8 protein-coding genes are annotated in these 13885 nt (G+C 73.6%); 5 read left to right on the top strand and 3 right to left on the bottom strand.

The genetic code is table 11. From position 1 onward, the window contains the following. Positions 1 to 285: 285 nt before the first annotated feature. Complete coding sequence (locus tag J7E88_RS30415) at positions 286 to 1941, bottom strand: SpoIIE family protein phosphatase (protein ID WP_215186658.1); 1656 nt, start codon at positions 1939 to 1941, stop codon at positions 286 to 288. A 129-nt stretch (positions 1942 to 2070) separates the two neighbouring features. Continuing rightward, complete coding sequence (locus J7E88_RS30410; RefSeq protein ID WP_215186657.1) at positions 2071 to 3528, bottom strand: NAD(P)/FAD-dependent oxidoreductase; 1458 nt, start codon at positions 3526 to 3528, stop codon at positions 2071 to 2073. A 324-nt stretch (positions 3529 to 3852) separates the two neighbouring features. Here J7E88_RS30410 and J7E88_RS30405 point away from each other — a divergent pair, with 324 nt between their 5' ends. Both J7E88_RS30405 and J7E88_RS30400 read left to right on the top strand, forming a co-directional pair. Further along, positions 3853 to 4641, top strand: coding sequence for a TetR/AcrR family transcriptional regulator (locus J7E88_RS30405; RefSeq protein ID WP_215186663.1), 789 nt, complete (start codon positions 3853 to 3855; stop codon positions 4639 to 4641). A 234-nt stretch (positions 4642 to 4875) separates the two neighbouring features. Then, positions 4876 to 6846 (top strand): sigma-70 family RNA polymerase sigma factor, encoded by a 1971-nt coding sequence (locus J7E88_RS30400; protein WP_215186656.1) that lies wholly within the window; start codon positions 4876 to 4878, stop codon positions 6844 to 6846. Positions 6847 to 6897: 51 nt separating this feature from the next. Here J7E88_RS30400 and J7E88_RS30395 read toward each other — a convergent pair whose 3' ends face one another. Continuing rightward, entirely contained in the window at positions 6898 to 9072 is a 2175-nt protein-coding gene (locus tag J7E88_RS30395; RefSeq protein WP_215186655.1) for an asparagine synthase-related protein, read from the bottom strand. A gap of 671 nt (positions 9073 to 9743) precedes the next feature. Here J7E88_RS30395 and J7E88_RS30390 point away from each other — a divergent pair. The 3 genes from J7E88_RS30390 (at position 9744) to trmB (ending at position 13745) form a co-directional block, all read left to right on the top strand. Then, on the top strand, positions 9744 to 11228 hold the full coding sequence (locus J7E88_RS30390) for an MFS transporter (protein WP_215186654.1): 1485 nt from the start codon (positions 9744 to 9746) through the stop codon (positions 11226 to 11228). 335 nt (positions 11229 to 11563) lie between these two features. After that, positions 11564 to 12817: an L-2-hydroxyglutarate oxidase gene (gene lhgO / locus J7E88_RS30385; protein WP_308307664.1), complete on the top strand. Its 1254-nt coding sequence runs from the start codon at positions 11564 to 11566 to the stop codon at positions 12815 to 12817. A 136-nt stretch (positions 12818 to 12953) separates the two neighbouring features. Next, positions 12954 to 13745 (top strand): tRNA (guanosine(46)-N7)-methyltransferase TrmB, encoded by a 792-nt coding sequence (gene trmB, locus J7E88_RS30380; RefSeq protein WP_215186653.1) that lies wholly within the window; start codon positions 12954 to 12956, stop codon positions 13743 to 13745. Positions 13746 to 13885 lie beyond the last annotated feature (140 nt).

The following is a 13885-nucleotide window of genomic DNA, read 5'->3' as shown; positions in this document are numbered from 1 at the left end:
TCTCTGGCGCAGGACACTAGCGGGTGTTCGGCGGATCAGGGCCCAACAGACCGCGGCACCTGGTGGATGGGGTCTTTCCAGGCCCGCAGGTGCCGAGGGATGGGGTCTCCCCGGGACCGGGGGGAAGCATCGCAAGGCGCCGGGGTGCCCTCATAGCGGAGCTGTTCGGGCACTCCGGCAACGCAGCCGTCTCCTGGGGCTCCCCCCTTCAGGAGACCTCCTGTGGGGGAGCGCCATGGCCCCTGCCACGACGAGCCGGGCAGCCCCTCGCCGCTGCCGGGCGAATCAGGGCAGGGCGAACTCGCACCAGACGGCCTTGCCCCCGCCCGGCGTGCGCCGGCTTCCCCACGACGAGGCGATCGTCGCAATGATCGAGATCCCGCGACCCGCCTCGTCCTCCGACTCCGCCCGACGCCGGCGCGGCAGGTGCTCGTCGCCGTCCGTCACCTCCACGATCAGTCGGCGGTCCGTGCGGCGGAGCCGCAGGCACATGGGCGGGGAGCCGTGCTGCAGGGAGTTGGCGACGAGTTCGCTGACGGCCAGGACCCCGAGATCGTGCAGCTCGGGCGAGAAGCGCCAGGAGGCCAGCACCCCTGACGCGAAGGCACGCGCGCGGGGCGCCGCCTCGATGCCGCCGAGGAGATCCAGCGCGGCGTTGTGGAAGAGCTCGGCCTCGGTGCCCTCGCGGGACGGGTGCTGGAGGACGAGGACGGCGACGTCGTCGTCGTGCTCGGCGGTCACCCCCAGGGAGCGGATCAGCCGGTCGCAGACCACCTGTGGAGTGCCTCTCGCCCCGGACAGCGCGCGCTCCAGCGCGGCCACGCCCTCGTCGATGTCCTCGCGCCGGCGCTCCACCAGTCCATCCGTGTAGAGGACGGCGGTGGAGCCGGGCGGGAGGTCGATCGAGCCCGAGGTGTGCAGATAGCCACCGGTGCCGAGCGGCGGGCCGGTGGGTTCGTCGGCGCGGCGGACCGTGCCGTCCTCGTCGCGTACCAGGATCGGCAGGTGCCCGGCCGACGCGTACACCAGACGGCCCTCGTTGGGGTCGTGGACCGCGTACACGCAGGTGGCGATCTGGCTGGGATCGATCTCGGCGGCGAGCCCGTCGAGCAGCTGGAGCACCTCGTGCGGCGGCAGGTCCAGCCGGGCGTAGGCCCGTACGGCGGTGCGCAACTGGCCCATCACTGCGGCCGCGCGGACACCGCGGCCCATCACGTCGCCGATGACCAGGGCCGTGCGGCCGGCGCCGAGCGTGATCACGTCGTACCAGTCGCCGCCGACCGCCGCGTCCGTACCGCCCGGCTGGTAGGTGGCGGCGAACCGCAGGTCGTCGGGCTGCTCCAACTCCTGCGGCAGCAGCGAACGCTGAAGGGTCACGGCGGTCTCGCGGTGCCGCCGCTCGCTGGCGCGCAGCCGCTCGGCGGCCTCGGCGTGGTCGGTGACGTCGGCCGCGAAGACGAGGACGCCCTCAATCTCCTCGGAGCCGTCGGTCCGCTCGGCGGGCAGGCAGGTGACCGTGTACGACCCTCCACCGTGGATCTTGCGGGACTTGACCGTACGCGGCTTGCCGCTGCGCAGCACCTGGTCCATGAGGGGGAGCAGGCCCAGCTCGGCGAGCTCGGGACAGCTGTCGGCGGCCGTGGTGCCGGGCGTGCGGTGACCGAAGGCGGCGGCATAGGCCTCGTTGACGTACGCGATGCGGTGCTCGGGGCCGTACACAAGGGCGACCAGGGCGGGGAGACGGCCGAGAATCTCCGGCACGGAGAAGTCCTCCAGTGCCGGAACGGCGGCGGCAGGCTCCGACGGCCCGCCGGACTCACCGCGGGCCGCGGGCACGGAGCCCTCGCCCCGCTGCACCGGCGAGAGCCCTTGGTCGGTCCTCCGTGCTGCGGCGCGACGCTGCGTACCGGGGAGCCTGGGGCTCCAACGCGTGAAGTTCACTGACTTTCTAGCCTCAATGGGGGTCGTCGCCAAGGGTCACTCTGTGCAGGTGTGAGCCCACCTATGGTCACACGTCCAGTGTGGCCGACCGGACTGACAGTCCTTTTCGCCCAGCTCCCATCGGCGGCGTCAGATGCCCGACGGGCCGTCGGGGGAGCTGTCCGCCGACTCCTCGGCGGCGGTTCGCGGCGGGCCACTGTCCTTTCCGTTGCGTCTACCGCCCGCGGCGAGTTCGAACTCGGCGCGGGGGTGCTCCAGGGAGCCGAGGGAGACGATCTCACGCTTGAAGAGTCCGGCGAGGGTCCATTCGGCGAGCACCCGGGCCTTGCGGTTGAAGGTCGGGACCCGGCTGAGATGGTACGCGCGGTGCATCAGCCAGGCCGGATAGCCCTTGAGCTTGCGGCCGTAGATATGGGCGACGCCCTTGTGCAGTCCGAGGGAGGCGACCGAACCGGCGTATGTGTGGGCGTACTCGTGCAGAGGTTGCCCGCGCAGCGCGGCCACGATGTTCTCGGCGAGGACCTTGGTCTGGCGAACGGCGTGCTGCGCGTTGGGGGCGCATTCGGCGCCGGGCTTGTCGGAGGTGACGTCCGGGACGGCCGCCGCGTCACCCGCCGCCCAGGCGTGGGCGACGCCGTCGACGGTGAGGTGCGCGGTGCAGGTGAGTCGGCCGCGGTCGTCGCGCGGAAGATCGGTCGCGGCGAGCAGGGGTGCCGGTTTGACACCGGCCGTCCAGACGACGGTCCGGGTCGGAAAGCGTGAGCCGTCGCTGAGCACGGCGACGCGGTCCTCGCACGACTCGAGCCGGGTGTCGAGCCGTACGTCGATGTTGCGGGCGCGCAGCTCGCGGATGGCGTAACGGCCCATCTCCTCGCCGACCTCGGGCAGGATGCGTCCGGCCGCCTCGACGAGGATCCATTTCATGTCCTCGGGTTTGACGTTGTGGTAGTAGCGCGAGGTGTAGCGGGCCATGTCCTCCAACTCGGCGAGCGCCTCGACACCCGCGTAACCGCCGCCGACGAAGACGAAGGTGAGGGCCGCATCGCGGATCGCCGGATCACGGGTGGAGGAGGCGATGTCCATCTGCTCGATGACGTGGTTGCGCAGGCCGATGGCTTCCTCGACGGTCTTGAAACCGATGCCGTAGTCGGCGAGGCCGGGGACCGGAAGGGCACGGGAGATCGAGCCGGGGGCGATGACCAGCTCGTCGTAGGTGATCTCGACCGCCCCGGTGCCCTCCTCCTCGGTGGCCAGGGTGGTGACGGTCGCCGTGCGCTTGGCGTGGTCGACGGACCGGGCCTCCCCGATGACGATCGTGCACCTGCCGAGGACCCGGCGGAGGGGGACCACCACATGGCGCGGGGAGATGGAACCGGCCGCGGCCTCCGGCAGGAACGGCTGATACGTCATATAGGGGTCGGGAGCGACCACCACGATTTCGACGTCACCGCGGTCGAGCTCGGGCTTCAGCTTCCGCTGGAGGCGAAGCGCGGTGTACATCCCGACGTAGCCTCCGCCGACGACGAGAATGCGCGTGCGCGGCGAGGTGCCGGAGGTCGAGCCCCGGGTGTTTGCAGCCTTCACCATCCCATGACGCAACGGCCTCGGTCGTTTGTCCACAGGCCCGGCGAATTGTGTGACCGGAAGACGTCGTCGTCCCTACCGCGGCACAGTTGGGTGCATAACGGAAGGCACGCAGGTCAGGCGGACGAGGTGGGGCGCGGCAGGGGGCGGAATAGGGACCCTTCCGGGCCTTGCTCCGATCGGGGGGCGCTCTGTGCGAAGTACCCCCTTCTGAATTGACCCCGGCTCAACTATGTTCGTAGGCGGTCGGGGCGCCGGGTACGGCGCGCCCGGCAGACCAGGGCGGGGATGTCTCCGGGGGGAGACGACATGACCGGGGGAACGCTTATGCACATCCAGGATTCGCATTGGCAGACCGCTGTCGCGCCGGCATCGATGGCCGACAGCCAGGGAAGCGGACCGACGGGTCCGCTCGGGACGGGCCGTTCGGCTCCGCTGCGCGTGGACGCGCAGCGCAATCTCGAGCATGTACTGCGCGCTGCGCGCGAGGTGTTCGGCGAGCTGGGGTACGGCGCGCCGATGGAGGACGTGGCGCGCCGCGCCCGCGTCGGCGTGGGCACGGTGTACCGCCGCTTCCCCAGCAAGGACGTGCTGGTGCGGCGCATAGCCGCCGAGGAGATCTCGCGGCTGACAGACCAGGCGCGGACGGCACTCGGGCAGGAGGAGGAGCCGTGGTCGGCGCTCTCCCGGTTCCTGCGCACTTCGGTGGCCTCCGGTGCGGGGCGGCTGCTTCCGCCGCAGGTGCTTCGGGTCCGGGTGGACGGCGAGGATGCGGCGGGTGGCGGCGTCGACGACCTGTCCGGTGACGTGCGGGAAGAGCTGCGGGTACCGCAGCAGCGGGCGGGCGCACCGTCCGGGCTGCGAGTGGTCGGGCCGCGCCCGATACCGGCCGAGGAGCAGGACGACGCGGGTGCGGCGGACCTGCTGGAGGTCGTGGGGCAGCTCGTCGAGCGGGCGCGGGCCGCGGGTGAGCTGCGCGGTGACGTGACCGTGGCCGATGTGCTGCTGGTCATCGCCACTGCGGCACCGTCGCTGCCCGATGCCGCTCAGCAGGAGGCCGCGTCGGCCAGGCTGCTGGACATCCTGCTGGAGGGCTTGCGGCCGCGATCCGCGTGACCTTCCGCACGGGGACGCGCGCACCTGCACGGGGCTCATGCGCAACGGGGCACCGTCGTCGACCGGTCATGTCCGTACGACCGATTGGTCCTGCCCGTTCGGATGACCGGCGGTGCGGGGTTCCGGGGAGTCGCCGGGACGAGTGGTTGCGGTGCGCGAGGGTCCGGCGTACAGCCGCCCTGTGGCACGCTTGCCCGGTCATTCGGGTCTGAAGTGCTTACGGGGGCTTCCGCGATGAGCGGTGACCATCAGGACGAGTCACTCGGCGATACCCGCGCCTCCGGGACGGCCGGGCCGCCGCAGCACGTGCCGAGCCAGGGCGGTCGGGGCGGCGCGGCGCGGGCGGCGCGCCCGGCTGTCGGCGGGGCCGCCGACGAGGGCGTGCTGCGCGAGCCCGGTCCGGCGGACGCGGGCACGGTGGCGCACACCGTTCCGCGGCAGCGCGGCGGCAGACTCGGCTCCGTGCTGTCGCCGCCGCGCGAGCTGCCGCTGTCGGACGCCGAGTTGATCCGGCACATGCGGGACGGCGACGACAGCGCCTATGAGGAGCTGTTCCGCCGCCACTCCGACGCCGTCCGGCGGTACGCGGGCACGTGCTGCCGCGACGCGCACACCGCGGACGATCTGACGGCGGAGGTCTTCGCTCGGACGCTCCAGGCGGTACGCGGCGGCGCGGGGCCGGAGCATGCGGTGCGGGCGTATCTGCTCACGACCGTCCGCCGGGTCGCGGCTGCCTGGGCAAAGACGGCGAAACGTGAGCAACTGGTCGACGATTTCGCGGTGTTCGTCGCGGAGGCCTCCCGCAGCACGGACGCGGCGACCGACGGCACGCTCGACCTCGGGGCGGACGTGCGCGCCATGCACGAGGCCGAGCAGTCGCTCGCCATGCAGGCCTTCCGGTCCCTGCCGGAGCGCTGGCAGGCGGTGCTGTGGCACACGACCGTGGAGGAGGAGTCACCGAGCGAGGTCGCTCCGCTGTTCGGCCTGACCGCCAACGCGACGGCGGTGCTGGCCAACCGGGCCAGAGAGGGCCTCAAGCAGGCGTATCTCCAGGCCCATGTGAGCACGACGCTCACCGCGGGCGGCGACTGCGCCCGGTACGCCGACCGGCTCGGCGCCTACGCCCGTGGCGGGCTGCGGATGCGGGCGGAGCGCGGCCTGCGCAAGCACCTGGACGAGTGCGTCAAGTGCCGATTGGCCGCCGGTGAACTCGCCCATGTGAACGCGGGCATCCCGGCCCTGCTGCCGGTCGCGGTCATCGGCTGGCTCGCCGCCGGGTACTCCCTCAAGGCGGCCGGGATGGTCGCCGCCGGGGCGGCGGGCGCCGCTGGGACCGGAGCCGCCGCGGCAGCCACCGGAGGCCCATCGGGCGGGGCCGCAGGCGGAGCCGCGGCGAAGGGCCTCGGCGTCCCCGCGAAGGCGGGGATCACGGTGGCCGCGGCCGTCGCCGCGACCGCCGGGCTGGTATGGACGCTCGCGGGCGACCCCGCGCCCGCCCCGAAGCCGGTGGCCAAGCCCCCGGTCGCCCAGCCCGTCACACCCGAGCCGCCCGCGCCTCGGCCTGAGCCGGAACCGTCGGCGCCGGCCCCGCCCGCTGCTCCGCCGGTGCAGCCCAGCCCGAAGCCGACGCCGCCTCCTGCCCCCACCACGCCCCCCGCTCCGACTCCGACTCCGAAGCCGAAGCCCGCCGAGCCGAAGCCCTCCTCCACACCGACGCAGACGCCCACCGCGACGCCGGCCCCCAAGCCCACGCCGCCTCCGACGTCACCGCCCGAGATCTACCAGGTCAACCGCCTGGACTACGGCATCGTCGGTGACCACACCGGCCCCGAGGTGCGGCACAACGAGAGCAGTTGGATGTGGCGGCGCTGGGGCATGTCCATCGGCGGCGAGCAGTACGGGCACGGGGTGACGGTGCACGGCAGGTCGTCCGTCACCATCGACCTGAACCGCGAATGCACCGCCTATGACGCGTTCGTCGGCGTCGACGACCTGACGCCGGGTCTGCGTTCGGTGCGCTTCTCGGTGTACGGGGACGGCGTACGGCTCTGGCGCTCGCCCGCGGTCCGCCACGGCGACGCGGCCGTGCCGGTGCATGTGCCGCTCGTCGGCCACGAGACCCTGCGCCTGGTCGTGGAACCGGAGGACCCGCCGGCGACAGCGGCACTGGCGGACTGGGCACAGTCCCGGATCACCTGCCGCTAGGCACGGGCCGGGGGCAGGCGGCGGGGGCGGGACCCCGGCCCGGCCCCGCCGCTACGCCTGCAGCGTCCGGCGTTTGGGGACGCCGCCTGCCACCGCGCGGCGGCGGGGGGCCGCCGTGCCCGTCCAGCAGGTGCCGCGGCGGGACAGGAGCCGGCGCAGCCACAGTTCCGTGGAGACCAGGTCGGCCAGGCCGTCCAGCGGGACCGGTTCGCCCTCCGAGGCGGCCCGTAGCGCCTTGCGGACGACACGGGCCTCGACCAGGCCCGCGTCCGCGAGCAGCGGAGCGTCGAACAGGGCCATCAGGTGCGGGAGTGCGGCCCGCAGACCGGTCCGGGCCGCCGCCGTCGCCGTGTGCGAGGCGTGCGTCGTGGCGCCCCAGCCCGGCGGGAGATCGTGGATGCCCGCTCCGGCGAGGACCGTGCGCAGCACCGATGCCCGGGCCCCCGGCTGGACGCGCAGCGATTCGGGGAGGTCCCGGCTGGCGCGTACGACCTGGTTGTCGAGGAAGGGTGCGTGCAGCCGCTGGCTGCGGATCTCGGCGGCCTGTTCCAGGATCCGCTGGTCCGCCGCGTGACGGGTGAGCGCCGCCCGGGCACGTGCCTCGCCGGGCCGCTGCACGGACGTCGGCCGCGTCGCCGCCTCCATCAGGCGAACCGATACTTCAGCGAGCGCCTCGCCGGTCAGCCAGCGCGCCGCGGGCCCGGGCCGCGCCCAGTTCAGGGCGGCGAGCGAGGCGCCCACCGCGCCGTTGAGGCCGACAGCGCCCGTGCGGTTGGCGGCGAGCAGCCGGTCGGCAGCGGCCTCGACTCCGGCGCGGTAGGGCGTACGGGCCAGGCGCCGCGCGGCCCGGTACACCGTGAGCGGCACGAACAGCGACTGCGGCGACGCCCCGTCGGCCCGGGCCAGCGCGGTGACCGGCCGCAGCAGATGCCGCCGGCGCCGGTCCATCAGCAGATCCGCGAGCCGCGCCGGATGCGCGTCCAGCACCTGCCGTGCGCCTGCTCCGGTGAAGTGGTCGGCGCTGCCTGCGGCGAGTCGGCTGCGGTGCCGTTCGGCGGTGACCAGGGACGGCGCGGGCTCGTCCGTGAGCGGCCCCGATTCGAGCCCGGCATACGGCAGGGATTCCTCCCCGGCCGCAACGACGACGTGGTGCAGCCGGGGGTTGGCGGCGATGGTGCGGGCGCGTTCCAGTTCCGGTTCGCTCGCCTCGCGCCCGCTGGTGACCAGGTCGTTGAAGGTCACGGCGAGCAGCCGCTCGCCCGCGCCCGTCCCGTGGCCGAGCACGGTGCCGGGCACACCGGGCAGCCCGGCGGCCAGCAGCGCCAGCGTGCTGGAGGCGCTGCCTCCGGACAGGTCGGCGCCGATGCCGGGGGCGGGCGCCCCGCGCGCGGCACGGCGTTCGGCGGGCCCCATACCGGGCACGGGCCCCGGGTCGGGCGGCAGTGTCTCCGGTGCGTGCCGCGGGGCGGTGAGCCTCGCCCGTACCGACTCGACCAGCGCGTCCCGCACCCCCTCGACCGCCTGCGCCGGATCGATCTGCGGCCCTGCGACGGCCAGGGACGCCACCGGTTCGTACCCCGTGATCTCCCGCGAGCCCTCCCGCAGGATCAGCGCGTGTCCCGGCGGGATGCGCTTGACCCCCGCGTACGGGGTCGAGTCGCGCAGCGCCTCCGGTGTCTCGGGGCAGGCGAGCAGCGCGGCCAGGTGCCCGATGTCGAGCTGGGCCTCGATCAGGTCGGCGAGGGGGAGCGCGGCGGTGGCGTACGCGGTGCCGCCGGCCCATGGTGTGTAGAAGACGGGGCGGGCGCCCGCGAGATCGCCCACGACGGTGATGCGGCGCCCCGCCTGGACGACGACGGTGTAGCTGCCGGCCCATGCGGTCAGATGCCTCAGTGCGCCGCCGCGCGCCGCGAACAGCCCGACGCGCAGCTGTTCGTCACTGGCGGCGCAGCAGCCGAGGACGGCGAGCCGGGTGATGGCGGGCGGATGCGCTCCCCCGCCGGGCACGGAACGCACGGGCGGTTCGGCCGTGACGACCCGGACCTCGTCCGGCCGCCAGTCGCCGACCGCCCACAGCGGATCGGGGTCTCCCCACAGCAGTTGGGCTCCGACGGGGTGGACGGTGCGGCCGTCGCCGTCGAGCTCGTCAAGGCCGTCGATGCCTCCGACGACCCCTGCGGTGCCGAAGTTCGCGGCGATACTGCTCCACCCCACCAGCCACCGCATCCCCGCCTCCACCGTTTCCCGAAGCCGTTCGGGAACATGCTGCCACGAAGGAGGCGCGCAGGAGTGGGCCCTGGTAGCGCGCGCAAAAAGTGAACACGCCCCTGGCATGGGCGATTTACCGACGGCCGGCCGGCCGCCCGAAGCCTCGCGCAAGGCCGGACGGGGGCTCGGGAGGCTCCCCGGAACAGACGGCATTCGGCCATTCTCAGTGACGACTTTGGTCCCAACTTCCAGCCCGGGAGGCGGAGTTCGCCTCCCGGACCGGCCCGCCGCCCGCGGGGATTGAGGCGGCAGTCTCCCCCAGCCCACTGGTTCCAGTACGCAGTGGGCCGACCCACGCGGTACTCATGGAAGCCCGCCGAGAATCTCCTCGGCCAGAGCGCACGGACGGGCGCACGGCCACACGGCGGTAGCACGGTGGCCGGGTGCCGCGCTCCCGCCCGCACAACAATCCCGCCATACGGAACACCGCCTCTTAACGGTAGGGATGTGGCGAACTACGCTGGGTTTACTGCTGTCCTCGGCAGGAGCGCATATTCCGAAGGGCTCGGCCACCTGCTTTTGCAGCCGGGACCGCTCGGGAGCGGGGGGTGTGCGAACCGGGAGGACACAGCACGAATGCCGTGCGCCGCGGGCGTCACGGCAGCTGTCTGTGTGTCGAGGGGTGGCGCATGTCCAGGGAGCAACGCGGGCCGAACGAAAAGCTCGGCACCGTTCTCGCCCTCGCGGGAATCAGCAACGCCGGCCTCGCCCGGCGGGTCAACGACCTCGGGGCGCAGCGCGGTCTGACCCTCCGCTACGACAAGACGTCGGTGGCGCGGTGGGTGTCCAAGGGCATGGTGCCGCAGGGCTCCGCGCCCCATCTCATCGCCGCTGCCATCGGGGCCAAGCTGGGCCGTCCCGTGCCGCTGCACGAGATCGGTCTGGCGGACGCCGACCCGGCCCCCGAGGTCGGTCTGGCCTTCCCGCGGGACGTGGGCGAGGCGGTGAAATCGGCCACCGAGCTGTACCGCCTGGATCTTGCCGGCCGGCGGGCGGGCGGCGGGGGCATCTGGCAGTCGCTGGCCGGTTCGTTCGCGGTGAGCGCGTACGCGACCCCTGCCTCGCGCTGGCTGATAACCCCCGCGGACCCGTCGGTCGAGCGGCTCGTCGGCGCCCCCGCGGCTGCCGCGCAGGCCGCCCCCGTCGGCGGATCCGCACCGGTCGCCCCCGAAACGCCGGACGGCGCCGACACTCCCGTGCGCGTGGGCCACAGCGATGTGGCCAAACTGCGCGAGGCGGCGGAGGACGCCCGCCGCTGGGACTCCAAGTACGGCGGCGGGGACTGGCGTTCGTCGATGGTCCCGGAGTGCCTGCGCGTGGACGCGGCCCCGCTGCTGCTCGGTTCGTACTCGGACGAGGTGGGCCGCGCGCTGTTCGGCGCCACCGCCGAACTGACCCGGCTGGCCGGGTGGATGGCCTTCGACACCGGCCAGCAGGAGGCGGCGCAGCGCTACTACATCCAGGCACTGCGGCTCGCGCGCGCCGCGGCAGACGTGCCGCTGGGCGGCTATGTGCTCGCTTCGATGTCGCTGCAGGCCACCTACCGGGGCTTCGCCGACGAGGGCGTCGACCTCGCGCAGGCCGCGCTGGAGCGCAACCGCGGCCTCGCCACCGCCCGGACCATGAGCTTCTTCCGCCTGGTGGAGGCCCGTGCGCACGCCAAGGCGAACGACGCCGCCGCGGCCGGTCAGGCGCTGAGGGCCGCGGAGGGCTGGCTGGAGCGCTCCCGTGAGGGCGACCCCGACCCGTCGTGGCTCGGCTTCTACTCCTACGACCGCTTCGCCGCCGACGCCGCCGAGTGCTACCGGGACCTAAAGGCTCCCCGCCAGGTGCGCCGCTTCACCGAGCAGGCGCTGTCGCGGCCGACGGAGGAGTTCGTACGGTCGCACGGCTTGCGCCTGGTCGTCTCGGCGGTCGCCGAGCTGGAGTCGGGGAACCTGGACGCGGCGTGCGCGGCGGGCACGCGGGCGGTGGAGGTGGCCGGCCGGATCTCCTCGGCGCGCACCACCGAGTACGTACGGGACCTGCTGCACCGCCTGGAGCCCTACGGGGACGAGCCCCAGGTGATGGAGCTGCGGGAGCGGGCCCGCCCTCTGCTCGCGGCGCCGGCGTAGCGGGGCGGCCGGAACCGGTCGCGCCGGGGCGCGGTGGTCCAGGCGCGGTGGTCGGCCGGACCGGGGGTGCGCCACCGGCCGGTTCATCGGGTGCGTCGACGGCGGGTCATCGGCTGCTTCCGCGGCGGGTCGTCGGGCCTTCCGCGGCGGGACGTCGGGCCTTCCGCGGCGGGACGTCGGGCCTTCCGCGGCGGGACGTCGGGCCTTCCGCGGCGGGTCGTCGGGCCTTCCGCGGCGGGACGGGCATCGGGGCGGGTGACGCGCGCCCCTTGCCGGACGCTGGTTTAAGCACAGGGTCGGTGGGCCAGTGCACTATCGGGGTGGGAGGTGACGCGGTGACGGCGTCCGGGCGGAGCTTCGACTGTGACGTGCTGGTGGTCGGCGGCGGGATCGTCGGCCTGTCGGCGGCGTATGCCCTCACGCGCTCGGCGCCCGGGACCCGGGTGACGGTCCTGGAGAAGGAGCGGGGCCCGGCCCGCCATCAGACCGGGCGCAACAGCGGTGTGATCCACAGCGGGATCTACTACCGCCCCGGATCCCTCAAGGCCCGCTTCGCGGTGCGCGGCGCGGCCGAGATGGTCAAGTTCTGCGCCGAATACGGCATCGACCACCAGGTCACGGGGAAGCTGATCGTCGCCACGGACCGCGACGAGCTGCCCCGGTTGCACGCCCTCGTCCAGCGCGGCCGGGAGAACGGCATTCCGGTGCGCGAGCTGGGCCCGGCGCAGATCGCCGAGTACGAGCCCGAGGTGCACGGTCTGGCGGCGATCCACGTGGGCACGACCGGCGTGTGCGACTACGGCGCGGTGGCGGCACAGCTCGCGCTCGCGTCCGACGCAGACGTGCGGTACGGCGAGGAGGTCACCGAGATCGACCGCCGGCCCTGGGGCGTCGCGGTGCGCACGGTGTCGGGGACGGTGGTGCGGGCGCGGGCCCTGGTGAACTGCGCGGGCCTCCACTGCGACCGGGTGGCGCGGCTCGCGGGCGACGACCCAGGGATGCGGATCGTCCCCTTCCGCGGCGAGTACTACGACCTGGTCCGCCCCGAACTCGTGCGCGGCCTGGTCTATCCGGTGCCGGACCCGGCGTTCCCGTTCCTCGGCGTGCATCTGACCCGCGGCATCGAGGGCGGCGTCCACGTCGGTCCCAACGCCGTCCCCGCACTGGCCCGTGAGGGCTACAGCTGGTCCGCCGTGCACCCCCTGGAACTCGCGGACACCCTGCGCTGGCCGGGCTCGTGGCGGATCGCCCGCCGCCACTGGCGCTACGGGGCGGGCGAGCTGCACCGCTCCCTGTCGAAGCGCGCATTCACACAGGCCGTGCGCCGGCTGCTCCCTGCGGTGACGGAGGACGACCTGCGTCCGGCCCCGGCGGGAGTGCGGGCCCAGGCGGTGCTGCGGGACGGGACGCTGGCCGACGACTTCCTGATCCGCGAGGCGCCGCGAACGGTCCATGTGCTGAACGCGCCGTCCCCGGCGGCGACGGCGTCGCTGCCGATCGGACGGGAGGTGGCGCGCCGTGCCCTCCAAGCCCTGGCGGCGGACCGCGCGCACCCGACGGGGGCGCAGGGCGTGGCTCCGGAGCGGTGACGAGGCAGGGCCGCCAGCCCGCGAACGGTGACACCGCAGGGCCCGTCGCCCGCGAACAGTGACACCGCAGGGCCCGTCGCCCGTGAACGGCGACACCCGCAGGGCCCGTCGCCCGGCCTCGTAGAATCGAGGCACTGTGTCTGAGTCTCGAAACACCACCCCCGACGCCACCCGGCCGGTGATCCGTGCCAAGGGCGAGCCGCGCTTCCCCGGCGGGCCCGCCGCCGATCCGGCCGGTTCGCACCACGAGCGGCGCATCCGCAGTTTCCAGCCTCGCCGCAGCCGGGTGACGGCCGGGCAGGGCGAAGCGCTGCAGCGGCTGTGGCCGGTGTGGGGCCTCGACATCGACGGGCACCGGGTGCTCGACCTCGACGAGATGTTCGGCGGCCTGCCGGTCGTCCTGGAGATCGGGTTCGGGATGGGCGAGGCCACGGCGCAGATGGCCGCCGACGACCCGGACACCGGCATCCTCGCCGTCGACGTGCACACCCCCGGGCAGGGCAACCTCCTCGGCCTCGCCGAGCGCAACGGCCTGACCAACGTGCGGGTCGCCAACGGCGACGCGATCATCCTGCTGCGCGAGATGCTGCCGCCCCGTTCGCTCGACGGGATACGCGTCTACTTCCCGGACCCGTGGCCGAAGAAGCGGCACCACAAACGGCGGCTGATCCAGCCGGAGTTCCTGACCCTCGCCGCCCGGCGTCTGAAGCCCGGCGCGGTCCTGCACTGCGCGACCGACTGGGAGCCGTACGCGGAACAGATGCTCGACGTCCTCACCGCGCACCCGGACTTCGAGAACACCGTCCCGGGCGGCGGCTACGCCCCGCGCCCCGCATTCCGTCCACTGACCCGTTTCGAAGGCCAAGGCCTGGACAAGGGGCACCAGGTCCACGACCTGCTGTTCCGCCGGACACAGCCGCAGGCCTGACGGCCAAGGGCGGCGCGACCGAGGCACAACGGCCACGGCATGACGGTCAAGACGTCACAGCGCGGGACGTCACAGCCACGGCATGACGGTCAAGGCATCACAGCGCGGAGCGTCACAACCACGGCATGACGGTCAAGGCA

It is taken from the genome of Streptomyces sp. ISL-10, assembly GCF_018614575.1.
GTDB lineage: Bacteria > Actinomycetota > Actinomycetes > Streptomycetales > Streptomycetaceae > Streptomyces.
This window is presented reverse-complemented; position numbering and strand designations above follow the sequence as displayed.

Excerpts from the sequence above, each read along its gene's own strand:
- J7E88_RS30400 (WP_215186656.1), top strand. The coding sequence starts at position 4,876 with ATGAGCGGTGACCATCAGGACGAGTCACTCGGCGATACCCGCGCCTCC.
- J7E88_RS30395 (WP_215186655.1), bottom strand. The coding sequence starts at position 9,072 with ATGCGGTGGCTGGTGGGGTGGAGCAGTATCGCCGCGAACTTCGGCACC.
- J7E88_RS30405 (WP_215186663.1), top strand. The coding sequence starts at position 3,853 with ATGCACATCCAGGATTCGCATTGGCAGACCGCTGTCGCGCCGGCATCG.
- J7E88_RS30410 (WP_215186657.1), bottom strand. The coding sequence starts at position 3,528 with ATGGTGAAGGCTGCAAACACCCGGGGCTCGACCTCCGGCACCTCGCCG.
- J7E88_RS30390 (WP_215186654.1), top strand. The coding sequence starts at position 9,744 with ATGTCCAGGGAGCAACGCGGGCCGAACGAAAAGCTCGGCACCGTTCTC.